The 24,755-nt window shown below is 44.1% G+C and carries 21 protein-coding genes and 1 pseudogene; 19 read left to right on the top strand and 3 right to left on the bottom strand.

Going from position 1 to position 24,755, the window contains the following annotated elements; genetic code table 11:
• Positions 1-33 precede the first annotated feature (33 nt).
• From NYE20_RS15930 to coaE, 10 genes and pseudogenes are all read left to right on the top strand, one after another.
• Positions 34-498, top strand: a complete 465-nt coding sequence (locus tag NYE20_RS15930; RefSeq protein ID WP_004398695.1) for a DUF441 domain-containing protein — start codon at positions 34-36, stop codon at positions 496-498.
• Between the two features lie 333 nt (positions 499-831).
• Complete coding sequence (gene citZ / locus NYE20_RS15925) at positions 832-1,950, top strand: citrate synthase (RefSeq protein WP_004398810.1); 1,119 nt, start codon at positions 832-834, stop codon at positions 1,948-1,950.
• A 164-nt stretch (positions 1,951-2,114) separates the two neighbouring features.
• Positions 2,115-3,386: an NADP-dependent isocitrate dehydrogenase gene (gene icd, locus NYE20_RS15920; protein WP_014477637.1), complete on the top strand. Its 1,272-nt coding sequence runs from the start codon at positions 2,115-2,117 to the stop codon at positions 3,384-3,386.
• A 43-nt stretch (positions 3,387-3,429) separates the two neighbouring features.
• Positions 3,430-4,368, top strand: coding sequence for a malate dehydrogenase (gene mdh / locus NYE20_RS15915; RefSeq protein ID WP_003237775.1), 939 nt, complete (start codon positions 3,430-3,432; stop codon positions 4,366-4,368).
• A 211-nt stretch (positions 4,369-4,579) separates the two neighbouring features.
• Entirely contained in the window at positions 4,580-5,302 is a 723-nt protein-coding gene (gene phoP, locus NYE20_RS15910) for a two-component system response regulator PhoP (protein WP_014477634.1), read from the top strand.
• A complete protein-coding gene (phoR, locus tag NYE20_RS15905) occupies positions 5,295-7,034 on the top strand; it encodes an ATP-binding protein (RefSeq protein ID WP_212082331.1) in 1,740 nt (579 codons plus the stop codon). Before phoP ends, phoR begins: the two co-directional genes overlap by 8 nt.
• A gap of 243 nt (positions 7,035-7,277) precedes the next feature.
• The gene (gene polA / locus NYE20_RS15900; protein ID WP_249850903.1) at positions 7,278-9,920 is read left to right on the top strand and encodes a DNA polymerase I; all 2,643 of its coding nucleotides are present in this window, start codon (positions 7,278-7,280) and stop codon (positions 9,918-9,920) included.
• 22 nt (positions 9,921-9,942) lie between these two features.
• Positions 9,943-10,773 carry a DNA-formamidopyrimidine glycosylase gene (gene mutM, locus NYE20_RS15895; RefSeq protein ID WP_339183416.1) on the top strand — a complete coding sequence of 277 codons (831 nt, stop codon included), beginning with the start codon at positions 9,943-9,945 and terminating at the stop codon, positions 10,771-10,773.
• 148 nt (positions 10,774-10,921) lie between these two features.
• Positions 10,922-11,572 (top strand): annotated as a pseudogene (gene ytaF / locus NYE20_RS15890) (sporulation membrane protein YtaF); the annotation flags it as partial.
• Positions 11,573-11,587: 15 nt separating this feature from the next.
• Complete coding sequence (gene coaE, locus NYE20_RS15885; protein WP_021480294.1) at positions 11,588-12,181, top strand: dephospho-CoA kinase; 594 nt, start codon at positions 11,588-11,590, stop codon at positions 12,179-12,181.
• A gap of 40 nt (positions 12,182-12,221) precedes the next feature.
• On the opposite strand, the gene ytbE is transcribed toward coaE, so the two are convergent.
• A complete protein-coding gene (gene ytbE, locus NYE20_RS15880) occupies positions 12,222-13,064 on the bottom strand; it encodes an aldo/keto reductase YtbE (RefSeq protein WP_003229455.1) in 843 nt (280 codons plus the stop codon).
• A gap of 23 nt (positions 13,065-13,087) precedes the next feature.
• A complete protein-coding gene (locus NYE20_RS15875) occupies positions 13,088-14,278 on the bottom strand; it encodes an MFS transporter (RefSeq protein WP_014477629.1) in 1,191 nt (396 codons plus the stop codon).
• Between the two features lie 183 nt (positions 14,279-14,461).
• On the opposite strand from NYE20_RS15875, the gene NYE20_RS15870 reads away from it, so the two are divergent.
• The 9 genes from NYE20_RS15870 to thrS all read left to right on the top strand — a co-directional run bounded on the left by NYE20_RS15870 (position 14,462) and on the right by thrS (position 23,842).
• Positions 14,462-14,842, top strand: a complete 381-nt coding sequence (locus NYE20_RS15870) for a winged helix-turn-helix transcriptional regulator (RefSeq protein ID WP_021480292.1) — start codon at positions 14,462-14,464, stop codon at positions 14,840-14,842.
• Positions 14,843-15,047: 205 nt separating this feature from the next.
• Positions 15,048-16,070, top strand: a complete 1,023-nt coding sequence (locus NYE20_RS15865) for a glyceraldehyde-3-phosphate dehydrogenase (protein ID WP_003229459.1) — start codon at positions 15,048-15,050, stop codon at positions 16,068-16,070.
• A gap of 238 nt (positions 16,071-16,308) precedes the next feature.
• Entirely contained in the window at positions 16,309-16,689 is a 381-nt protein-coding gene (speD, locus tag NYE20_RS15860; protein WP_003223584.1) for an adenosylmethionine decarboxylase, read from the top strand.
• A gap of 273 nt (positions 16,690-16,962) precedes the next feature.
• Positions 16,963-17,421 carry a transcriptional regulator NrdR gene (gene nrdR / locus NYE20_RS15855; protein ID WP_003223586.1) on the top strand — a complete coding sequence of 153 codons (459 nt, stop codon included), beginning with the start codon at positions 16,963-16,965 and terminating at the stop codon, positions 17,419-17,421.
• Between the two features lie 114 nt (positions 17,422-17,535).
• The gene (gene dnaB, locus NYE20_RS15850) at positions 17,536-18,954 is read left to right on the top strand and encodes a replication initiation membrane attachment protein DnaB (protein ID WP_021480291.1); all 1,419 of its coding nucleotides are present in this window, start codon (positions 17,536-17,538) and stop codon (positions 18,952-18,954) included.
• 27 nt (positions 18,955-18,981) lie between these two features.
• Positions 18,982-19,917, top strand: coding sequence for a primosomal protein DnaI (gene dnaI, locus NYE20_RS15845; RefSeq protein WP_038827989.1), 936 nt, complete (start codon positions 18,982-18,984; stop codon positions 19,915-19,917).
• Between the two features lie 33 nt (positions 19,918-19,950).
• Positions 19,951-20,592: a TVP38/TMEM64 family protein gene (locus NYE20_RS15840; RefSeq protein ID WP_038828001.1), complete on the top strand. Its 642-nt coding sequence runs from the start codon at positions 19,951-19,953 to the stop codon at positions 20,590-20,592.
• 78 nt (positions 20,593-20,670) lie between these two features.
• A complete protein-coding gene (gene ytxC / locus NYE20_RS15835) occupies positions 20,671-21,516 on the top strand; it encodes a putative sporulation protein YtxC (RefSeq protein ID WP_021480288.1) in 846 nt (281 codons plus the stop codon).
• Between the two features lie 394 nt (positions 21,517-21,910).
• Positions 21,911-23,842, top strand: coding sequence for a threonine--tRNA ligase (thrS, locus tag NYE20_RS15830; RefSeq protein ID WP_014480529.1), 1,932 nt, complete (start codon positions 21,911-21,913; stop codon positions 23,840-23,842).
• Positions 23,843-23,880: 38 nt separating this feature from the next.
• On the opposite strand, the gene NYE20_RS15825 is transcribed toward thrS, so the two are convergent.
• Complete coding sequence (locus tag NYE20_RS15825) at positions 23,881-24,663, bottom strand: HAD family hydrolase (RefSeq protein WP_032726370.1); 783 nt, start codon at positions 24,661-24,663, stop codon at positions 23,881-23,883.
• Between the last annotated feature and the right edge of the window lie 92 nt (positions 24,664-24,755).

Here is a 24,755-nt window from a genome sequence, read left to right as displayed (position 1 = left end):
ATGAATACATTCATCTTAAAGGAGGGATGGCATGTGTTTACACAAGCGAATTTATTTTTAATTTTACTCTTGGCTATCGCACTTATCGCAAAAAACCAATCATTGCTCTTTGCTGTATCCGTCCTTTTGATCATCAAAATCGTTGGACTTGATCAAAAATTATTTCCGACCATCCAGTCAAAAGGCATTAACTGGGGTGTGACCATTATTACCATCGCCGTTCTTGTCCCGATTGCCACGGGAGAAATCGGATTTAAGCAGCTTGGAGAAGCAATGCGGTCTTCCTACGCATGGATCGCCCTTGGAGCGGGGATCGCAGTGGCGCTGATTGCAAAAAACGGCCTGACCCTGCTTGAAAATGATCCGCATATTACAACTGCTCTCGTGATCGGGACCATTCTTGCAGTCGCGCTTTTTGGAGGAGTTGCGGTGGGACCGCTGATCGGAGCGGGGATTGCTTATTTAGCCATGCAGATCGTAAAACTGTTCACTTCATAAAAAAAAGCGGCCTGAAAGCCGCTTTTTTTTTATGCAAAAACCCGCAAATAAAGGCGTTTTTTCGGGGAAATCACAGAATGAAAAAAAAAATTATAGGTAAACATTTAACAAATGTCTGATTATTGTTTATAATGAGAATAGGCTTAAACTTAAATAAGCTTATAAGAATTTGTTATGTTCTTTCATAAGCAAGGGGTTTTAGTTCCAGCAGCCAGTAAAATGTAAGCATTTTCTTTTTGGGGGAGAGAAATACTTGCATCGTGCTTTTTAAGTAAGCCTCATGTTTTTACAACACTCTTAAAGGGGAAATTTATTGAAAAGGAGATGTTATATATGACAGCGACACGCGGTCTTGAAGGGGTTGTAGCAACAACATCATCTGTTAGTTCTATTATTGATGATACCCTTACATATGTGGGGTATGATATCGATGATTTGACAGAGAATGCAAGTTTTGAAGAAATCATCTACTTGCTTTGGCATCTAAGGCTGCCAAACAAAAAAGAGCTTGAAGAGTTAAAGCAGCAGCTTGCAAAGGAAGCTGCCGTTCCGCAAGAAATTATTGAGCACTTCAAATCTTATTCCCTCGAAAATGTTCATCCCATGGCTGCTCTTCGGACAGCAATTTCATTACTAGGCCTGCTTGACAGCGAGGCTGATACCATGAACCCGGAAGCCAACTACAGAAAGGCGATCCGCCTTCAGGCAAAGGTGCCTGGCTTGGTTGCAGCGTTTTCCAGAATTCGTAAGGGTCTTGAGCCTGTTGAACCGAGAGAAGATTACGGTATTGCGGAGAATTTTCTTTACACATTAAACGGTGAAGAGCCTTCACCAATTGAAGTTGAAGCCTTCAACAAAGCATTGATTTTACATGCTGATCATGAGTTGAACGCGTCAACGTTCACAGCGAGGGTCTGCGTCGCAACACTTTCTGACATCTATTCAGGCATTACTGCAGCAATCGGCGCGCTGAAAGGGCCTCTTCACGGCGGAGCGAATGAAGGCGTTATGAAAATGCTGACAGAAATCGGTGAAGTGGAAAACGCTGAGCCGTACATCCGCGCTAAACTTGAAAAGAAAGAAAAAATCATGGGATTCGGCCACCGTGTGTATAAGCATGGTGATCCGCGCGCGAAGCATCTGAAAGAAATGAGCAAGCGCCTGACCAACCTGACAGGCGAAAGCAAATGGTATGAGATGTCGATTCGTATAGAAGACATCGTCACATCAGAGAAAAAGCTTCCGCCTAACGTTGATTTCTATTCGGCTTCTGTATATCACAGCCTCGGTATTGACCATGATTTGTTTACACCGATTTTTGCAGTAAGCAGAATGTCCGGCTGGCTCGCTCATATTCTTGAGCAGTATGACAACAACCGTCTGATCCGCCCGCGGGCAGATTACACAGGCCCTGACAAACAAAAATTCGTTCCGATTGAAGAAAGAGCCTAAAGAACCATTGGAGGCTGGCTTGCGTCAATGAGGTTAGCCTCTTGTTCAGAACATCAAAATTGGGTTACACTTTAAATTGAATGTTAGGAAAAATCATTTTATTTTCTATATAAGAAAAATAAAATGTTTTCTAAATATGAATTACATACTGGGAGGTTTTTATTGTGGCACAAGGTGAAAAAATTACAGTCTCTAACGGAGTATTAAACGTACCAAACAACCCGATTATCCCATTTATCGAAGGAGACGGAACCGGTCCTGATATTTGGAACGCGGCTTCGAAGGTTTTGGAAGCAGCAGTAGAAAAAGCATACAAAGGCGAAAAGAAAATTACATGGAAAGAAGTTTACGCCGGAGAAAAGGCTTATAATAAAACAGGTGAGTGGCTCCCTGCTGAAACATTAGATGTGATCCGCGAATATTTCATCGCGATTAAAGGCCCGTTAACGACACCTGTCGGCGGCGGTATCCGTTCTTTGAACGTAGCGCTCAGACAAGAGCTTGACCTATTCGTCTGCTTAAGACCTGTAAGATACTTTACTGGAGTGCCGTCACCGGTAAAACGCCCTGAAGATACTGATATGGTCATCTTCCGTGAAAATACAGAAGATATTTACGCAGGCATCGAGTATGCAAAAGGCTCTGAAGAAGTGCAAAAGCTTATCAGCTTCCTTCAAAATGAGTTAAACGTCAATAAAATCCGTTTCCCTGAGACATCAGGTATCGGCATTAAGCCTGTTTCAGAAGAAGGAACAAGCCGCTTGGTCAGAGCTGCCATTGATTATGCGATCGAGCATGGCCGCAAATCTGTAACGCTTGTTCACAAAGGAAACATCATGAAGTTCACAGAAGGCGCCTTCAAAAACTGGGGCTATGAACTTGCTGAAAAAGAATACGGAGATAAAGTCTTCACATGGGCTCAATATGACCGCATTGCTGAAGAAGAAGGAAAAGACGCTGCCAACAAAGCGCAAAGCGAAGCGGAAGCAGCAGGAAAAATCATTATCAAAGACAGCATTGCTGACATTTTCCTTCAGCAGATCTTAACGCGTCCAAACGAGTTTGATGTCGTTGCGACAATGAACTTGAACGGAGATTACATTTCTGATGCTCTTGCTGCGCAAGTCGGCGGAATCGGCATTGCTCCTGGAGCGAACATCAACTACGAAACAGGACATGCGATTTTCGAGGCGACGCACGGAACGGCTCCTAAATATGCAGGCCTTGATAAAGTAAACCCATCTTCAGTTATTCTTTCAGGCGTTCTGCTTCTTGAGCATTTAGGATGGAACGAAGCGGCTGATTTGGTTATCAAATCTATGGAAAAAACAATCGCTTCCAAGGTCGTAACTTACGATTTTGCTAGATTAATGGACGGGGCGACTGAAGTGAAATGTTCAGAGTTCGGAGAAGAACTGATCAAAAACATGGACTAAGCAAGGAAAAAGCCTAAAACTAGCCATAAAGGAGAAGAGAGACATGGGAAATACTCGTAAAAAAGTTTCTGTTATCGGAGCAGGTTTTACCGGAGCTACAACTGCATTTTTAATCGCTCAAAAAGAGCTGGCAGACGTTGTTCTTGTTGACATTCCGCAATTGGAGAACCCGACAAAGGGAAAAGCGCTTGATATGCTTGAAGCAAGCCCGGTTCAAGGCTTTGACGCAAAAATTACGGGAACATCCAATTACGAGGATACAGCTGGCTCTGACATTGTTGTCATTACAGCCGGTATCGCAAGAAAACCTGGTATGAGCAGAGATGATCTGGTCTCTACAAACGAAAAGATTATGAGAAGCGTTACGCGGGAAATCGTAAAATATTCTCCTGACTCTATTATTGTGGTGCTGACAAATCCTGTTGATGCAATGACATACGCGGTGTACAAAGAATCAGGCTTCCCTAAAGAGCGTGTAATCGGCCAGTCCGGTGTGCTTGATACGGCAAGATTCAGAACATTTGTGGCAGAGGAATTAAACCTGTCAGTGAAAGATGTGACTGGTTTCGTACTCGGCGGACACGGTGACGATATGGTGCCGCTTGTGCGTTATTCTTATGCTGGCGGTATCCCGCTTGAAACTCTTATTCCGAAAGAACGGATTGACGCAATTGTGGAGCGCACTAGAAAAGGCGGAGGCGAAATCGTGAATCTTCTTGGAAACGGAAGCGCGTATTATGCGCCTGCGGCTTCTCTGACAGAAATGGTCGAAGCGATCTTGAAAGATCAGCGTCGCGTCCTTCCTACAATTGCTTATCTTGAAGGGGAATACGGCTATGAAGGCATCTACCTTGGTGTTCCTACAATTGTAGGCGGCAACGGTCTTGAGCAAATCATTGAACTTGAACTGACAGACTATGAAAGAGCGCAGCTGAATAAATCAGTTGAATCTGTCAAAAATGTCATGAAAGTATTATCCTAATAAAAAGAGAGAAAGGCTTGCTTAATACAGCCTTTCTCTTTTTACTATAAATGAAAGCGCTATCATGAACATCTTTATTTCTTTTAAAAATGATGTAAAAGGCGAATTGTCGGAATGTCCTGCTTTCGCTAAAATAAAATCATGAAACATGTTAAGATGACATAAAATAGAGAAATAGGATGTCGGGGAATTATAATACTGGAGGCACAGCATGAACAAGAAAATTTTAGTTGTGGATGATGAAGAATCTATTGTTACTCTTTTACAGTACAATTTGGAACGGTCAGGCTATGATGTCATTACCGCCTCGGATGGGGAAGAAGCACTCAAAAAAGCGGAAACAGAGAAGCCTGATTTGATTGTGCTTGATGTGATGCTTCCAAAATTGGACGGAATCGAAGTATGCAAGCAGCTGAGACAGCAAAAACTGATGTTTCCCATTTTAATGCTGACAGCGAAGGATGAGGAATTCGACAAAGTATTAGGGCTTGAGCTCGGTGCTGATGATTATATGACCAAGCCGTTCAGTCCAAGGGAAGTAAATGCGAGAGTCAAAGCGATTTTAAGGCGTTCGGAAATGGCTGCGCCCTCTAGTGAGATGAAGAACGATGAAATGGAAGGCCAGATCGTAATCGGCGATCTGAAAATCCTGCCTGATCATTATGAAGCGTACTTTAAAGAAAGTCAGCTTGAACTGACACCGAAAGAATTCGAACTGCTGCTCTATTTAGGCAGACATAAAGGCAGAGTTCTGACAAGAGACCTGCTGCTGAGCGCAGTCTGGAATTATGATTTTGCCGGAGATACGAGAATTGTTGATGTGCACATCAGCCATCTTCGCGACAAAATTGAAAACAATACCAAAAAACCGATCTACATTAAAACGATTAGGGGATTGGGGTATAAACTGGAGGAGCCAAAAATGAATGAATAAATACCGTGTGCGCCTTTTTTCTGTATTCGTTGTCTGTATGATTCTGGTGTTTTGTGTTCTCGGGCTGTTTTTACAGCAGCTTTTTGAGACATCTGATCAAAGGAAAGCAGAGGAACACATTGAAAAAGAAGCAAAATACTTGGCTTCGCTTCTTGATGCCGGCAATCTGAATAATCAAGCAAATGAGAAAATCATTAAAGATGCAGGCGGCGCGCTTGATGTGAGCGCATCCGTTATCGATACAGACGGCAAGGTGCTGTATGAGTCAAACGGGAGAGCGGCTGATTCCCAAAAGGTGCAGGCGCTTGTTTCTGGCCATGAGGGTATTCTGTCAACAACAGATAACAAGCTTTATTACGGACTTTCACTTAGAAGCAAAGGTGAAAAAACAGGATATGTGCTGCTTTCCGCCTCTGAAAAAAGCGACGGCTTAAAAGGCGAATTGTGGGGGATGCTGACGGCCAGTCTTTGTACCGCATTTATCGTCATTGTTTATTTTTATTCCAGCATGACCTCACGTTATAAAAGGTCAATTGAGTCAGCGACAAATGTAGCCACAGAACTTTCTAAGGGCAACTACGATGCACGGACGTACGGCGGCTATATTAGGCGTTCTGATAAGCTAGGACATGCGATGAACAGCCTTGCCATTGATCTGATGGAAATGACGCGAACGCAGGAAATGCAGCGGGATCGGCTGCTGACAGTCATTGAAAACATTGGCTCCGGGCTGATTATGATCGACGGAAGAGGCTTTATTAATCTCGTAAACAGGTCTTACGCCAAGCAGTTTCATATCAATCCGAATCATATGCTGCGCCGTCTTTATCACGATGCATTTGAACATGAAGAAGTGATCCAGCTTGTCGAAGATATTTTTATGACGGAGACAAAGAAATGCAAGCTGTTAAGACTTCCGATCAAAATAGAACGGCGTTATTTTGAAGTGGACGGCGTTCCGATTATGGGGCCGGACGATGAATGGAAAGGAATTGTGCTCGTTTTCCATGACATGACGGAAACAAAGAAATTAGAGCAGATGAGGAAGGATTTTGTGGCCAATGTTTCTCATGAGCTGAAAACGCCGATTACGTCCATAAAAGGGTTTACGGAGACGTTATTGGATGGGGCGATGGAGGACAAAGAGGCGCTTTCTGAATTTCTCTCTATTATTCTTAAGGAAAGCGAAAGGCTTCAGTCTTTGGTTCAGGATTTGCTCGATCTCTCAAAAATCGAGCAGCAAAATTTCACGCTCAGTATCGAAACGTTTGAGCCGGCCAAAATGCTTGGTGAGATTGAAACGCTTCTGAAGCATAAAGCGGATGAGAAAGGCATCTCCTTGCACCTGAATGTCCCGAAAGACCCTCAATATGTATCTGGTGACCCGTACAGGCTGAAACAGGTATTTCTTAATCTCGTAAACAATGCGTTAACGTACACGCCTGAGGGGGGCTCCGTGGCTATCAATGTAAAACCCAGAGAAAAAGACATTCAGATTGAGGTTGCCGATTCTGGAATCGGAATTCAGAAAGAAGAAATTCCGCGAATCTTTGAACGCTTTTACCGCGTAGATAAAGACAGAAGCAGGAATTCGGGCGGAACAGGGCTGGGCCTTGCGATTGTCAAGCATTTAATAGAGGCTCATGAAGGGAAAATTGATGTCACAAGCGAGCTTGGACGGGGAACTGTCTTTACCGTGACGCTGAAACGGGCCGCTGAAAAGTCCGCCTAATGTTTACAAAGGTTTAACAATATCTTCATGCACTGTTAAACCTATGCTGGTAGGATGTAGTAGAACCCCTTCATCCAAGGAGCCAATTTTGACGGCGGGAACCTATTTGTGTTCCCGTCCTTTTTTGTGTCTTCTCTTATAGTTCACGTATTTTCCTTTCAAATTGAACTTTGTTAAAATAAGAGGAGCTAATGACTATGTAAGAGATGAATGGAAGCCTGAGGCTTCTTAGGAGGAAATTGAATGACGGAACGAAAAAAATTAGTGCTTGTAGACGGAAACAGTCTGGCTTACCGGGCGTTTTTTGCATTGCCGCTGTTAAGCAATGATAAAGGTGTTCATACGAATGCTGTATACGGCTTTGCGATGATTTTGATGAAAATGCTTGAGGATGAAAAACCGACGCACATGCTGGTTGCGTTTGATGCCGGGAAAACAACATTTCGTCACGGCACATTTAAAGAATATAAAGGCGGCAGACAGAAAACCCCGCCTGAGCTTTCCGAACAAATGCCGTTTATCCGCGAGCTGCTGGATGCCTACCAGATCAGCCGCTATGAACTGGAACAATATGAAGCGGATGATATTATCGGCACACTGGCCAAATCGGCTGAAAAAGACGGATTTGAAGTTAAGGTTTTCTCAGGAGATAAGGATTTAACACAGCTGGCAACGGACAAAACGACAGTTGCCATTTCGAGAAAGGGAATTACCGATGTTGAATTTTACACACCGGAGCATGTCAAAGAGAAATACGGGCTTACGCCTGAACAAATCATTGACATGAAGGGTCTGATGGGCGATTCCTCAGATAATATTCCGGGTGTGCCCGGCGTCGGAGAAAAGACTGCGATTAAGCTTTTAAAACAATTTGATTCCGTTGAAAAGCTGCTGGAGTCCATTGACGAGGTGAGCGGAAAGAAATTGAAGGAAAAGCTTGAGGAGTTTAAGGATCAGGCATTGATGAGCAAGGAGCTTGCGACAATTATGACGGATGCTCCGATTGAGGTATCTGTTTCCGGCCTGGAATATCAAGGCTTTAATCGTGAACAGGTCATTGCCATCTTTAAAGATCTTGGCTTCAACACGCTTCTTGAACGGCTTGGAGAAGACAGTGCAGAAGCAGAACAGGATCAATCGTTGGAAGACATTAATGTCAAAACAGTCACAGACGTGACAAGCGATATATTGGTTTCTCCATCCGCATTTGTCGTTGAACAGATTGGCGATAATTATCATGAAGAGCCGATCCTCGGATTTTCGATCGTAAATGAAACGGGAGCTTATTTCATTCCGAAAGACATTGCCGTTGAGTCTGAGGTGTTTAAAGAATGGGTGGAAAATGACGAGCAGAAGAAATGGGTCTTCGACAGCAAGCGGGCAGTTGTCGCTTTGCGCTGGCAGGGCATTGAGCTGAAAGGAGCCGAGTTTGACACGCTCCTTGCGGCTTATATCATCAACCCGGGCAATTCATATGACGACGTTGCGAGTGTGGCTAAGGATTACGGCCTGCATATCGTTTCAAGTGATGAATCAGTTTATGGAAAAGGAGCAAAACGGGCAGTGCCGTCAGAAGACGTACTGTCTGAGCACCTTGGCCGAAAAGCGTTAGCGATTCAAAGCCTTCGGGAAAAGCTCGTTCAGGAGCTGGAAAACAACGACCAGCTTGAACTGTTTGAAGAGCTGGAAATGCCTCTTGCGCTTATTCTTGGCGAAATGGAATCAACTGGCGTCAAGGTCGATGTTGACCGTTTAAAACGGATGGGTGAAGAACTGGGTGCGAAGCTGAAGGAATATGAAGAAAAAATCCATGAGATTGCGGGAGAGCCGTTTAACATCAATTCTCCGAAACAGCTAGGCGTCATCTTATTTGAAAAGATCGGCCTTCCTGTCGTAAAGAAAACGAAAACAGGCTATTCTACGTCTGCCGATGTGCTTGAAAAGCTGGCTGACAAGCATGATATTGTCGACTATATTTTACAGTACAGACAAATCGGCAAGCTTCAATCAACATATATCGAAGGGCTTTTAAAGGTGACGAGACCGGATTCGCATAAAGTGCACACGCGATTTAACCAGGCCTTAACGCAAACTGGCCGTCTCAGCTCGACTGATCCGAACCTGCAAAACATTCCGATCAGGCTTGAGGAAGGGCGGAAAATTCGCCAAGCTTTTGTGCCGTCTGAAAAAGACTGGCTCATTTTTGCAGCCGATTATTCACAAATCGAGCTGCGGGTGCTTGCCCATATTTCAAAGGATGAAAATCTGATCGAAGCTTTTACAAATGATATGGATATTCACACGAAAACGGCAATGGATGTGTTCCATGTCGCTAAGGATGAAGTGACATCTGCGATGAGACGCCAGGCGAAAGCGGTCAACTTTGGCATTGTTTACGGGATCAGCGATTACGGTCTGTCACAGAACCTCGGCATTACTCGGAAGGAAGCGGGAGCATTTATCGACCGCTATCTGGAAAGCTTCCAAGGCGTAAAAGCGTACATGGAAGATTCAGTACAGGAAGCGAAGCAAAAAGGATACGTAACAACGCTTATGCATCGCCGCCGCTACATCCCTGAGCTGACGAGCCGGAACTTTAATATCCGAAGTTTTGCGGAGCGGACGGCCATGAATACGCCGATTCAAGGAAGCGCCGCTGATATTATCAAAAAAGCCATGATTGACATGGCTGCCAAGCTGAAAGAAAAACAGTTGAAAGCAAGGCTTCTGCTTCAAGTACACGATGAATTGATTTTTGAGGCGCCAAAGGAAGAAATTGAAATTCTTGAAAAGCTTGTTCCTGAAGTGATGGAGCATGCGCTTGCATTAGATGTGCCGTTAAAGGTGGACTTTGCATCAGGCCCATCTTGGTACGATGCGAAATAAACAGAGATAGGAAGTGATGGATGTGCCGGAATTACCAGAGGTTGAGACGGTCCGGCGCACTCTGACCGGGCTTGTAAAGGGAAAAACAATCAAATCGGTAGAGATCAGATGGCCGAATATCATCAAACGGCCTGCCGAACCGGAGGAATTTGCGCGAAAACTAGCAGGAGAAACGATACAGTCCATCGGAAGACGGGGAAAGTTTTTACTGTTTCATTTAGATCATTATGTTATGGTTTCTCACCTTCGAATGGAAGGAAAATACGGTCTTCATCAAGCCGAGGAGCCTGACGATAAACACGTGCATGTCATATTCACGATGACGGATGGAACCCAGCTCCGGTACAGGGATGTGCGGAAATTTGGAAACATGCACTTATTTAAACCGGGAGAAGAAGCGGGCGAGCTCCCGCTTTCTCAGTTAGGTCCGGAGCCGGATGCAGAAGAATTTACGAGTGCGTATTTAAAAGAACGGCTTGCGAAAACAAACCGCGCTGTCAAAACTGCCCTACTGGATCAAAAAACGGTAGTTGGACTCGGGAACATTTATGTGGATGAGGCTCTTTTCAGAGCAGGTGTCCATCCCGAGACAAAAGCAAATCAATTATCAGATAAAACAATCAAAACCCTTCACGCTGAAATCAAAAACACTCTGCAGGAGGCGATTGATGCGGGCGGAAGCACAGTCCGTTCTTATATCAACTCCCAAGGGGAAATCGGAATGTTCCAGCTGCAGCATTTTGTGTACGGAAAAAAAGACGAGCCATGCAAAAATTGCGGAACGATGATTTCGAAAATTGTCGTTGGAGGAAGAGGCACGCATTTTTGCGCAAAGTGCCAGACAAAAAAGTAGCATAATGCTTCATTGTCCAAGCTGTCGGTGCATATATCAGTAACTCTGGAATTGAGGATGCCATTTTCGAAACACGGATTTTTCACTTTCCCATATATATGATTGTGATGAATCCCGGGCATTTCACATCTGATACAAGAGCACCAACAGAAAGGAAGAAACGGATATGCAAATGGTTTCTATACTGCTGCTGGCGTTGGCTGTCAGCTTGGACAGTTTTTCAGTCGGATTTACGTACGGATTGAGAAAAATGAAAATACCGTTTAAAGCGATTTTGGTTATCGCCTGCTGTTCCGGTGCTGTCATGTTTATATCCATGCTGATCGGAAGCTTTCTCACGAAGTTTTTTCCTGTATATGTGACGGAGAAGCTTGGCGGTTTGATATTGGTTGGAATCGGTGCGTGGGTTCTGTATCAATTTTTCAAACCGGCAAAAGATAAAGAATACCTATTGCATGAAAAAACACTGCTTAATTTAGAGGTTCGGTCATTAGGAATTGTGATTCATATTTTGAGAAAACCCATGAGTGCGGATATCGACAAATCGGGTGTGATCAACGGAATTGAGGCGGTCTTATTGGGATTTGCCTTATCGATTGATGCCTTTGGAGCAGGTATAGGCGCAGCCATTCTCGGTTTTTCGCCGATTGTGATGAGCATCGCCGTGGCAATCATGAGCTCGCTGTTTGTATCAATTGGAATCAATGCCGGCCATTTTCTGTCTAAGTGGAAATGGATCGATAAAATGGCGTTTTTGCCGGGGCTTCTATTAATCACGATTGGGCTCTGGAAATTGTAAAAAGGAGTGGATCTCTTGACCTTAGTCATTGGTTTAACGGGAGGAATAGCTAGCGGCAAAAGCACGGTAGCCAATATGCTGATTGAAAAAGGAATAACAGTTATAGATGCAGATATCATTGCAAAACAAGCGGTAGAAAAAGGGATGCCGGCCTACCGGCAAATCATTGACGAATTCGGTGAAGACATACTGCTCTCAAATGGCGATATAGATAGAAAAAAGCTTGGAGCGCTGGTATTTACAAATGAACAAAAACGTCTCGCTTTAAATGCAATTGTTCATCCCGCAGTCAGGCAGGAAATGCTCAATCGCCGTGATGAAGCCGTTGCAAATCGGGAGGCATTTGTTGTATTGGATATCCCGCTATTGTTCGAAAGCAAATTGGAATCATTGGTTGATAAAATTATTGTGGTCAGTGTGACAAAAGATCTTCAACTGGAACGTCTGATGAAGCGCAATCAGCTGACGGAAGAAGAAGCAGTCAGCCGTATCCGCTCTCAAATGCCCTTAGAGGAAAAAACAGCAAGAGCAGATCAAGTCATTGATAACAGCGGCACGCTTGAAGAGACCAAAAGGCAGCTTGATGAAATCATGAACAGCTGGGCATAATCAAAAAACACCGTTCATATTGAACGGTGTTTTTTTGCCATTAAAAATCAAAGTTGTCCGGATCAGGACCGACGCGCAAGTTTTCATTCAGTGCATCGATTCGGTTCATGTCATCCTGCGTTAATTCAAAGTCAAATACGCTTGCATTTTCTTTAATGCGGTGTTCCTTCGTTGATTTAGGAATCGTAATGATGCCATGCTGCAGATCCCAGCGCAAAATAATTTGTGCGACAGATTTATTATATGTTTGAGCGATGTCAGCCAATACAGGGTGATCCAGCAGCTGTCCCTGCATTAAAGGTGACCAAGCCTCCATCTGGATGCCCTGATTTTGGCAGTATCTTATCAACTCTTTTTGTGTGAGGCGCGGGTGAAATTCCACTTGGTTAATCATAGGCTTAATTTCAGCTGCCGTCATCAGATCTTCAAGATGGTGAATTTGGAAGTTGCTTACGCCAATCGCTTTGATGCGGCCTTCTTTATACAGCGTTTCAAGCGCTCTCCAAGCTTCTTTATACTTTCCTTCTACAGGCCAGTGGATGAGGTATAGATCCAAATAATCCAGACCGAGTTTGGACAGACTTGTTTCAAACGCGGCGAGTGTTTCTTCGTAGCCTAAATCCGCATTCCATACTTTCGATGTGATAAACAGATCCTCTCTTGAAATGCCTGCTTCTTCAATGCCTTCCCGAATCCCTTCTCCGACTCCAGCTTCATTTCCATAGATTGCTGCAGTATCAATACTGCGGTACCCGTGAACAATGGCAGTTTTAACTGCGTTTACCAGTTCAGATCCTTCTTCCACTTGGAACACGCCAAGGCCGAACCAAGGCATTTCTACCCCATTATGAAGTGTTGCTTTTGCTTGTAAATGTGTTGTCATGTTCATTTCCTCCTTTAAAATTGTCAGGCTTCCTGCCGATCTCGTTTTTCCATCAAGCGGCTCCAGCCTGTTAAAATGACTGCACCGACCACCATTAATCCGCCTATCCAAGCGGTATGAATCAATCCGATTGAATCGGTGATCACACCGCCAAGGTATGACCCAAGCGCGATCCCTGCATTAAAGGCAGCGATATTCATCGCGGATGCGACGTCAACTGCACTCGGGACAAAACGCTCAGCCAGCATGACGACATACACCTGAAGGCCGGGCACGTTCATAAAGGCCAGCAATCCCATACAGAGAATGGTAATGAGCCCAGCTGCTTGATACGGGGCTGTAAATGTCAGTACGAATAGAACAATTGCCTGTACGATAAACATATAGAATAAAGCGGCAATTGGATTTCGGTTTGACAGCTTTCCGCCAATCATATTGCCGATAGCAATAGCTATTCCGTATCCGAGCAGAATCACTGCAACAGTCCCGGCTTTGAAGCCTGTTACTTCCTGAAGCAGGGGAGACAGATACGTGAACACAACGAATGTTCCTCCGTATCCAAGCGCTGTAATGACAAATAAAAGCAATAACCGGCTGTTTGTCACAAGCTTCAATTGATCCCGCATCGTTGTTTTCGTCCCTTTTCGTAATTTGGACGGTACAAGAATGCCATTTGTAATGAAAGCAATGATTCCGACGGCGATAATGACCATAAAGGCGAAACGCCAGCCGAACTGCTGGCCGATAAATGTCCCAAAAGGAACTCCGGTTACAGTTGCCACAGTGAGGCCAGTAAACATAATTGAAATCGCGCTAGCCCTTTTATCTTCCGGGACAATATCCGCTGCGATTGTCGAACCGATCGACATAAACACACCGTGCGAAAATGCCGATATCACACGTGCTGCTAGTAAAATCCCGATGCTTGAAGCGGTTGCTGCCATCGTATTACCGGCAATAAAAATAAACATGATCCAAAGCAATAGTGTCTTACGTGACATGCTTGAGGTCAATGAAGTTAATATAGGTGCCCCAAATGTAACGCCGAGCGCATAAAGGGAAACGGTTAATCCTGCTGTCGTGACTGGAATATGCAGGTCATCAGCAATGAGCGGCAAAAGGCCGACACTGATAAATTCAGTTGTCCCTATTGCGAATGCACTTACGGCCAAAGCCAGTAGTGCAGGAATACTGCTTTTATTGGCTGAAGTCATGATGTTCCTCCTTTGTAAGATGTGTTGTATGATTGAAATTCTGCCGAGTAAGCTATATAAATAAAAAAGAGCAGATTCAAATCAGCCGGCAAATGTGATTATGAAACATATCGTTAAGAAATAAAAGTACGTACTTTGAAGTGCTATAGTCACTTTTTGGTGCCTGTGAGGAGAATGGATTGTATGGAGAAGAAAAAATATAACATTTCTGTTGAAGCGACTCTTGAAGTGATCGGTGGGAAATGGAAATGCGTCATTTTATGCCATCTGACGCACGGAAAAAAACGCACAAGCGAATTAAAACGCCTAATGCCCAACATCACGCAAAAAATGCTGACTCAGCAGCTGCGCGAGCTGGAAGCGGACGGTGTCATTAAACGAATCGTATATAATCAAGTTCCTCCCAAAGTGGAATATGAGCTCAGCGAATACGGCCGCAGCTTAGAAGGAATTTTAGATATGCTGTGTGCTTGGGGAGCGAATCATATTAACAGAGTGTACGGGGATACATTTTCTGTTCTAGAAGAAAGTGTGCTCAATGATAAGTTAAAACAGGAATCATAAAGCATGAGGGCAGTCAGTGCGGAGCGCTGGCTGCTTTTTGGTTCTTACGCCTGATATTCTGTGCAAGAAAACATAAGATGCATCATAAATTAGCGTTATAATCGTTGATTTTTATCAATATGTACTGGCGAATTTGTTTTAATGTGTTATACTAATTTTAGATAGTAACAAATTAGGATGGCATAATTGATAAGGGGTGTCCAACATGAAGGTAAAAGTAGCGATCAACGGGTTTGGAAGAATCGGAAGAATGGTTTTTAGAAAAGCGATGTTAGACGATCAAATTCAAGTAGTGGCCATTAACGCCAGCTATTCCGCAGAAACGCTGGCTCATTTAATAAAGTATGACACAATTCACGGCAGATACGACAAAGAAGTTGTGGCTGGTGAAGACAGCCTGATCGTAAATGGAAAGAAAGTGCTTTTGTTAAACAGCCGTGATCCAAAACAGCTGCCTTGGCGGGAATATGATATTGACATAGTTGTCGAAGCAACAGGGAAGTTTAATGCTAAAGATAAAGCGATGGGCCATATAGAAGCAGGCGCAAAAAAAGTGATTTTGACCGCTCCGGGAAAAAATGAAGACGTTACCATTGTGATGGGCGTAAATGAGGACCAATTCGACGCTGAGCGCCATGTCATTATTTCAAATGCGTCATGCACGACAAATTGCCTTGCGCCTGTTGTAAAAGTGCTGGATGAAGAGTTTGGCATTGAGAGCGGTCTGATGACTACAGTTCATGCGTATACGAATGACCAAAAAAATATTGATAACCCGCACAAAGATTTGCGCCGGGCGCGGGCTTGCGGTGAATCCATCATTCCGACGACAACAGGAGCGGCAAAGGCGCTTTCGCTTGTGCTGCCGCATCTGAAAGGAAAACTTCACGGCCTCGCCTTGCGTGTCCCTGTTCCGAACGTCTCATTGGTTGATCTCGTTGTTGATCTGAAAACGGATGTTACGGCTGAAGAAGTAAACGAGGCATTTAAACGCGCTGCCAAAACGTCGATGTACGGTGTACTTGATTACTCAGATGAACCGCTCGTTTCGACTGATTATAATACGAATCCGCATTCAGCGGTCATTGACGGGCTTACAACAATGGTAATGGAAGACAGGAAAGTAAAGGTGCTGGCGTGGTATGACAACGAATGGGGCTACTCCTGCAGAGTTGTTGATCTGATCCGCCATGTAGCGGCACGAATGAAACATCCGTCTGCTGTATAAAATAAGGTCATGGACACATTTTAAAGAAAAAACCCTTAACAACATATTTCTGAAAAAACGCACCTTGCAAATTAGACTTAAACACAGTATACTATTTTTCGTGAACTTCTTGCTTGAGACTGTTTCGGAATTACTTAAAGGGTTAGGACCTCTCCGGACTAACTTTCCCCCGTGGTAAATGGCCGACCCAGTTGTTGGAATTTCACTTTTTAATTCTTGTTAAGGGGGGTCCATGACTATGGAAACAATGGGGCGTCACGTTATCTCCGAGCTATGGGGATGCGATTTTGATAAGCTGAATGACATGGATTTTATTGAAAAAACGTTTGTAAATGCTGCTCTAAAATCAGGTGCTGAGGTGCGCGAGGTTGCATTTCACAAATTTGCACCGCAAGGCGTAAGCGGAGTTGTGATTATTTCTGAATCACACTTAACGATTCACAGTTTTCCTGAGCACGGATATGCGAGCATTGATGTTTATACTTGTGGAGACTTAGATCCTAATGTCGCTGCTGATTACATTGCAGAGGCATTACATGCTGATACAAGAGAAAACATTGAAATACCAAGAGGAATGGGGCCTGTGCAAATTAAACAGGCGCAAGCGAAAGTACTATAAAGTAAATTGCGAACACAAAGGGAGCTGAAGCTAGAAAGCCATTATGCGCTTTTTAGCTTATGCTCCTTTTATTTTTATAAAGAAACGAGAGTGTCAGCTTTTTCTTTTTTCATTTTTTTTGTAAAATAAGAAGGAGATTTTCACAAACCACCTAATGCTATAGAAACAAATTTAACAACGGCTCTCCCGACAGATGCTGTCACATCTATTTTTAAAAGGCGGAGGCTGCCGAAAATACATTGCAGGGAACGATATAGTTGGGAGCTGATTTTATTGAAATGTCCTTCATGCCAGCATAACGGAACACGAGTCCTTGATTCACGGCCTGTGGATGACGGAAAGTCGATTCGCCGAAGACGCGAGTGCGAATCCTGCCACTACCGGTTTACGACCTTTGAGAAAGTGGAGGAAACCCCGCTCATCGTCGTGAAAAAAGAAGGTGTGCGTGAGGAATTCAGCAGAGAAAAAATGCTGCGCGGCCTCATAAAAGCATGTGAAAAAAGGCCTGTTTCACTCAAAACGCTTGAAGACATGTGCTTTGATATTGAAAAAGAGCTTCGCAATCAAGGCTGCTCCGAGGTGAAGAGTGAGCTCGTCGGAGAAATGGTCATGGACCGGCTGGCTAAGATTGACGAAGTCGCATATGTGCGGTTCGCGTCCGTCTATCGGCAGTTTAAAGATATAAACGTCTTTATCGACGAATTAAAAGACTTAATAAAGAAAGAGCGTTAAAAGAGCTAAGAGGATTCTTCTAGCTCTTTTCTCATGTGCAAAATTGGCATTTGATAGATATAAGAAACGGTGTAAAATGAAAGGTAGAAACAAATTCGGAAGGTTTGAGAATGTATGGCTGACTATTGGAAAGATGTACTGCCTGTAGACCCGTATGTGGTTAAAAGCAGATCGATGCTGCAGGATATTGACAGACAAATTATTACACAACTGTACCAGCCCTTAATCGGCCCTGTTGCATTCTCTCTTTATATGACATTGTGGGGAGAGCTTGAACAAAACCGTCTGTGGGGCGGAGAGTCCACACATAGACAGCTGATGGGGATGACACAGTCCAACTTAAAAACGATCCATCAGGAACAGGGGAAGCTCGAGGGCATCGGATTGCTGAAAGTATATATGAAAGAATCCGAGCGGCAGGAGCGCCTCTTTATATATGAACTCCTTCCGCCGCTCAGACCGAATGAATTTTTTGAAGACGGAATGCTGAATGTTTTTCTGTATAATAGAGTCGGAAAAACGAAATATCAGCAATTAAAACAATTTTTTACGCACCCGGCCATTTCAGAAGATGCGAAGGACATTACGCGTCCGTTTAATCATGCGTTTGAATCGCTGCAGCCGAGTGAATGGAAGCTCACATCCGATATGGAGGAAACGGTAAGGCTTGCCGAGGGGTCCGAGTATACTTCTGTCGGACAGTCTCCGTCCTACACCATAACGGAGGATGTATTTGATTTTGATTTGTTTTTAGCGGGACTTTCTGAGACGATGATACCGAGAAAAGCGATGACCCAGCAGGTGCGGGACACAATCAAAAAGCTTTCTTATCTGTACGGAATTGACCCTTTGCAAATGCAAAATGTTGTAATGAGCGCAATTGATGAGCGTGACGTCATTACGACGGAGGCATTAAGAAAAGCGGCGAGCGACTGGTATCAAATTGAAAGAAACGGACAGCTGCCCGATTTGGTGGAAAAAACACAGCCGATGCATCTGCGTGAAGGCGAAAAACCGGCAGAAGAGGATTCTCTGGATGGGAAGCTGATTGCATTGCTTGAGGCGATTTCCCCGAAGAAGCTTCTGCAGGACATTGCTGACGGAACAGAGCCGTCAAAAGCTGATCTGAAGATCATAGAAGAAATTATGTTCGAACAGAAGCTCGAGCCAGGCGTCACAAATGTGTTAATTTATTATGTCATGCTGAAAACCGACATGAAGCTGTCCAAAAACTATATCCAAAAAATCGCTTCGCATTGGGCACGCAAAAAGGTAAAAACGGTCAGGGAAGCGATGAAGCTCGCAATAGAAGAAAACCGCCAGTATCTTGAATGGGCTGAAGGAAAAACAAAGTCTTCGAAACGAAACCAAAAAGTGATTCGTGAAGAAAAGCTTCCTGATTGGATGACAGAAAAGGAAACAGCGTCTGACTCAGAATCCGGACAGCAGAAGCTGCATCCGCAGGATTTGGAAGAACAGAAGAAAAAGATGATGGAAGAAATGCAAAAACTGAAAAAATACTCTGCCTATTAAAGACAGAGATGCGGGGTGAAGGAATAGATGGAACCAATCGGCCGTTCCCTGCAGGGCGTAACCGGCAGGCCGGATTTCCAAAAACGTCTTGAACAAATGAAGGAAAAAGTCATGAAAGATCAAGATGTTCAAGCATTTTTGAAGGAAAACGAAGAAGTGATTGACCAAAAAATGATCGAAAAGAGCTTAAATAAGCTTTATGAATATATTGAACAAAGCAAGAATTGCTCCTATTGTTCGGAAGATGAAAACTGCAACAATTTGTTGGAGGGCTACCATCCGAAACTTGTTGTCAGTGGGCGGTCTATTGATATCGAGTATTATGAATGTCCAGTCAAACGGAAGCTCGACCAGCAGAAGAAACAAAAGTCTCTTATGAAAAGCATGTATATCCAGCAGGATCTTCTCGGAGCGACGTTCCAGCAAGTTGATATCAGTGACCCGAGCAGGCTCGCGATGTTTCAGCATGTTACAGACTTCCTGAAAAGCTATAATGAGACGGGAAAAGGGAAAGGATTATATTTATACGGGAAATTTGGGGTAGGAAAAACGTTTATGCTCGCTGCAATTGCCAATGAGCTGGCGGAAAAAGAGTACTCCTCCATGATTGTCTATGTGCCTGAATTTGTGAGAGAGCTTAAAAATTCGCTGCAAGACCAGACATTGGAAGAGAAGCTCAATATGGTAAAGACCACACCCGTATTGATGCTTGATGACATCGGAGCAGAATCAATGACAAGCTGGGTAAGGGATGAAGTCATCGGAACGGTGCTTCAGCACAGAATGTCCCAGCAGCTGCCAACGTTCTTTTCTTCTAATTTCTCACCTGACGAGCTGAAGCATCATTTTACGTATTCGCAGAGGGGAGAAAAAGAAGAAGTAAAAGCTGCAAGATTAATGGAGCGGATATTATATTTGGCTGCTCCGATCCGCCTTGACGGAGAAAACCGCCGACATCCATAATTGCTGTGGTTCAAAGGGGAAGGAACTGAGGGTATGAAACGAAAAACGGCTGTCAAATGGCTGGCAGTGCTTGCAGGTGCTGGTTTACTCTATTGGGGAAATAAAACGTATTTGAATGTATCGCCGAAAGAAATCAGGGTTTGGGTATTGTCGTTCGGAGTCTTTGCACCTCTGATGTTTATCGGGATATCCATCGTCAGGCCACTTGTTTTATTTCCGGTGTCTGTTATTTCAATAGCTGGCGGACTTGCGTTTGGCCCGCTTCTCGGCACGCTTTATACGTTAGTCGGTTCAATGTGCGCTTCAGCTGTTTCGTTTTTTGCGGCCGGTTTGTTTTCGGCGAAAAAGAACGGGCATTACGAAAGGCTTGAAGCCATTCAGAAGCAAATGGAGGATAACGGATTTTTCTACATCTTTCTTTTGAGAATCCTGCCGATCAATTTTGATTTCGTCAGCTATGCGGCAGGTCTTTCCAATGTCAAAGCGCTGCCGTATTTTGCGGCGACGGCTGTGGGTATCATTCCTGGGACGATTGCGCTTAATGTGCTGGGTGCGAGCTTTTTGGCTGGCAATCTGCCCGCTTTCTTTCTTGTCCTAGCTCTGTATATCGTGTTTATCTCGCTGCCATTCATCCTCAGAAAGAAAATGCAAAACTTGTTCCAAGAATCAAATTAAGATTTGCCAGTGACCTTTACGTCTATTTTAAAAACATCCCCCATATACTTGTAACAGATGCCGTAAGGGGGGACAAACATGCTTGAAATAATCTTTGAAGATGACCATGATGCAGCCGCTTTTTTACATCTCATTCAGCATTCGGACGATCGGAACAATATCATTGTCCGTGAAGGCATACGAAAAATCGGGATTGAAAAAGCGAATCCGGCTTTTCCTATTCAGCGTTTTATGGAGCCGATTCTGGTCAAATTTTTTTTGGAATGCAAAGAAGACGAGCATATGCTGTCATTGATTGAGGAAACTTATTGTTTCACGGACCAGGATGAACAGCAGCAAATCCTTCAGCTCGCACACAGTATTATTGAAGGTGAAGCAGACGATCTTCCGTTTGAGCCGCTGAAGCTTTCACGGAAACAATCTATTTTGGATGAACTCCAAACGATCTGTTTAGAGGAAGGAGTATTTTACATTCGCTCCTTTCAGACCTTCCGACTTGGATCATACTATAAGCAGCTGAGAGATATTACAGAAGCAGCGATTGATGAATATAAGATGGAACAGGAATATCAAAACTTTATTCAAACACTCAGAGACTATGTGAACGCCAAACAGCCGCGAATCAAAAAAGTGCATATTGTCCATGATGGTTCCTTTACATTATGGGAGCTGCGCTATGTGCCGGAACGGGAAAAAATGAAATACATAGACAGAAGATTTGTCCGGGATCATCCTATGTATATTGATTCTCATTTGCTCGCGCCGCTGATTTCCATTGCGCCTGATGAAGTCGTGCTTTATACCGACCAGCCCGAGCACATGATGGCAAGGACCATTCAAAACGTATTTCAAGAGAGAGTGGAAATGCTCCCGCTGCATGCTTTTACAGATGCAGAAATACCGGTGAAGCACTCGGAAGGATGAGGGCCGGCAGCCTGTCTATATAAGGCTGTCGGTTTAAAAAAAGGAAACGCGATCGTGTTGATTTTTTGGATTGAACAATTTATAATACATAGGAGATTAAGAAAGACACACGTATTGATAAGGACACGAAGGAATGATACCGGCTCAAAGAGAGGGAAGCCCTGGCTGCAAGCTTCCCAGCTAAGGACCATTCGCTTTACCGCCTTTGAACTTCAGCTGTGAACCTCTTGAAAAGGAACAGTAATGGCTGACGGGAACTCCCGTTACAGAGCTTAGAGCCGCAGGTGCCGTATTGGCTTTGCGGAAAAAAGGGTGGAACCACGATTCCGTTTATTCAACCTCGTCCCTTTCATAGGGGGCGGGGTTTTTATATGCAAAAAAAGGAGTGACAAAGATGTCAGATATGGTAAAAATCACATTTCCTGATGGAGCAGTCAAGGAGTTTGCGAAAGGAACAACAACAGAAGATATCGCGGCATCCATCAGTCCGGGATTAAAGAAAAAATCATTAGCCGGAAAACTGAACGGAAAAGAAATCGATTTGAGAACGCCGATCAATGAAGACGGTACAGTGGAAATCATTACAGAAGGCTCAGAAGAAGGTCTTCAAATTATGCGCCACAGTACGGCTCACTTGCTGGCTCAAGCGATTAAACGCATCTACAAGGATGTTAAATTCGGCGTCGGTCCGGTTATCGAAAACGGGTTTTACTACGATGTAGAAATGGACGAAGCGATTACACCGGAGGATCTGCCGAAAATCGAGAAAGAAATGAAAAAAATCGTTAATGCGAACCTTCCGATCGTTCGAAAAGAAGTCAGCCGTGAAGAAGCGAAAGCCCGTTTTGCGGAAATCGGCGACGACCTGAAGCTTGAACTATTGGATGCGATTCCTGAAGGAGAAACCGTTTCGATCTATGAGCAAGGCGAATTCTTTGACCTGTGCCGCGGCGTCCACGTTCCTTCAACCGGAAAAATCAAAGAATTTAAGCTGTTAAGCCTTGCAGGCGCATACTGGCGCGGTGACAGCAAAAACCAAATGCTTCAGCGCGTATATGGCACAGCTTTCTTCAAAAAAGCTGATCTTGAAGAGCATCTTCGTATGCTAGAAGAAGCGAAAGAACGCGACCACAGAAAGCTCGGCAAAGAATTAAAGCTGTTTGCGAACTCTCAAAAAGTCGGACAAGGCCTGCCGCTTTGGCTGCCAAAAGGCGCGACAATCCGCCGCGTCATCGAGCGCTACATTGTTGATAAAGAAATCAGCCTCGGCTATGAGCACGTATACACACCTGTGCTAGGCAGCAAAGAGCTGTATGAAACATCAGGACACTGGGATCATTATCAGGAAGGCATGTTCCCTCCGATGGAAATGGACAATGAAACACTTGTATTGCGTCCGATGAACTGTCCGCACCATATGATGATTTACAAACAAGACATTCACAGTTACCGCGAGCTTCCGATTCGTATTGCAGAGCTTGGAACGATGCACCGCTATGAAATGTCAGGTGCGCTGTCAGGGCTTCAACGGGTACGCGGAATGACGTTAAATGATGCACACATCTTTGTGCGCCCGGATCAAATTAAGGATGAGTTTATCCGTACAGTCCGTTTAATCCAGGATGTTTATGAAGACTTCGGTTTAAGTGATTACACATTCCGTCTGTCTTACCGCGATCCGGAAGATACAGAGAAATATTTTGATGACGATGAAATGTGGAACAAAGCGCAATCCATGCTGAAAGAGGCAATGGACGAAATCGGCCACGACTATTACGAAGCAGAAGGTGAAGCGGCATTCTACGGCCCTAAACTTGATGTTCAGGTGAAAACTGCGATCGGAAAAGAAGAAACACTGTCTACGGTTCAGCTTGATTTCTTATTGCCGGAACGTTTCGACCTGACATACATCGGTGAGGACGGCAAGCAGCACCGTCCGGTTGTCATTCACAGAGGTGTCGTTTCAACAATGGAACGCTTTGTTGCCTTCTTAATCGAAGAACACAAAGGCGCGCTGCCGACATGGCTTGCACCGGTTCAGTTCCAAGTCATCCCGGTTTCTCCGGCTGTGCATTTAGACTACGCGAAAAAAGTGCAGGAACGCCTGCAACGTGAAGGCCTGCGTGTTGAAGTCGACAGCCGCGATGAAAAAATCGGCTACAAAATCCGTGAAGCGCAAATGCAAAAAATCCCGTACATGCTGGTGGTCGGTGACCAAGAAGCAGAAAACGGAGCGGTAAACGTGCGTAAATACGGAGAACAGAACTCTGAAACCATTTCACTTGATGAGTTTGTGAAAAAGGCAGTAGCTGAAGCGAAAAAATAAAATAAAAAGCATGATCTCGTTGAAGAGATCATGCTTTTTTATTTCTCTAATATAGGAAACAAATCATGAAGGCTGCTGATGATGTAATCAGGCGTTACGTCAGTTTCGTTTTTCTTATCAGTCCGGTTGATCCAAACGGTTTTGATTCCGGCTCTTGAAGCGCCTAAAATATCAGTATTCAAATTATCGCCGACCATGATGGCATCGTCTTTTTCAATATTCATCAGCTTAAGGCAGTGTTCAAAAATTGAAACATCCGGCTTGCCCTTGCCGAATGCGCCCGAGATGACGATTTCATTGAAGTAAGGAGCGAGCTCAGGTACGCCGGCAAGCTTCTCCTTTTGCAGACTCGGATCGCCATTTGTCAAAAGCAATAATTCATACTTGCCTTTTAATTGATCGAGTACAGCAAAAGTTTCATCATATACAAACGGGCGTTTTCTGCGCTCTGCCGCAAAAAACTCTCCCAAGTATTCGCCATATGCAGGATCATCGATCCCAAGCGCTTTCAGTCCGTTTGTCCATGCATTTCTTCTGTACTCCGGCACAATCTTGTTCAGCTTTTGAAAGCCTTCACTGATTGGCTCTGAGAAATTGGACCACAGTCCTTCAAACGGGTTAATGCCGATCATCACTGTATATGGATACGTCTCATATGACATGTACAATTCTCTCGCCGCTTCGCGAACAGCTGCTTCGAATTCCTCAGGGTCAAGGCCATATTTTTTCTCCGCCTGTAAGCAAGTTTCTGCAAATGTTGTTCTGACGCTTTTTTCGTCCCAAAGTAGTGTATCATCTAAATCAAAAAATACGGCTTTCATGATCTTCTCCTCTGCTTCAGATTCAAATCTTTCTGCCAAAAGGCTCATGTTTTATTTTACAATAGATAAAAGCCTTGTGAAATATGTTTTCA

The organism is Bacillus sp. FSL R5-0416 (assembly GCF_037975425.1).
Classification (GTDB): Bacteria; Bacillota; Bacilli; order Bacillales; family Bacillaceae; genus Bacillus; species Bacillus subtilis.
The sequence above is the reverse complement of the archived record's forward strand: the minus strand, read 5'-3'. Positions and strand labels throughout refer to the sequence as shown.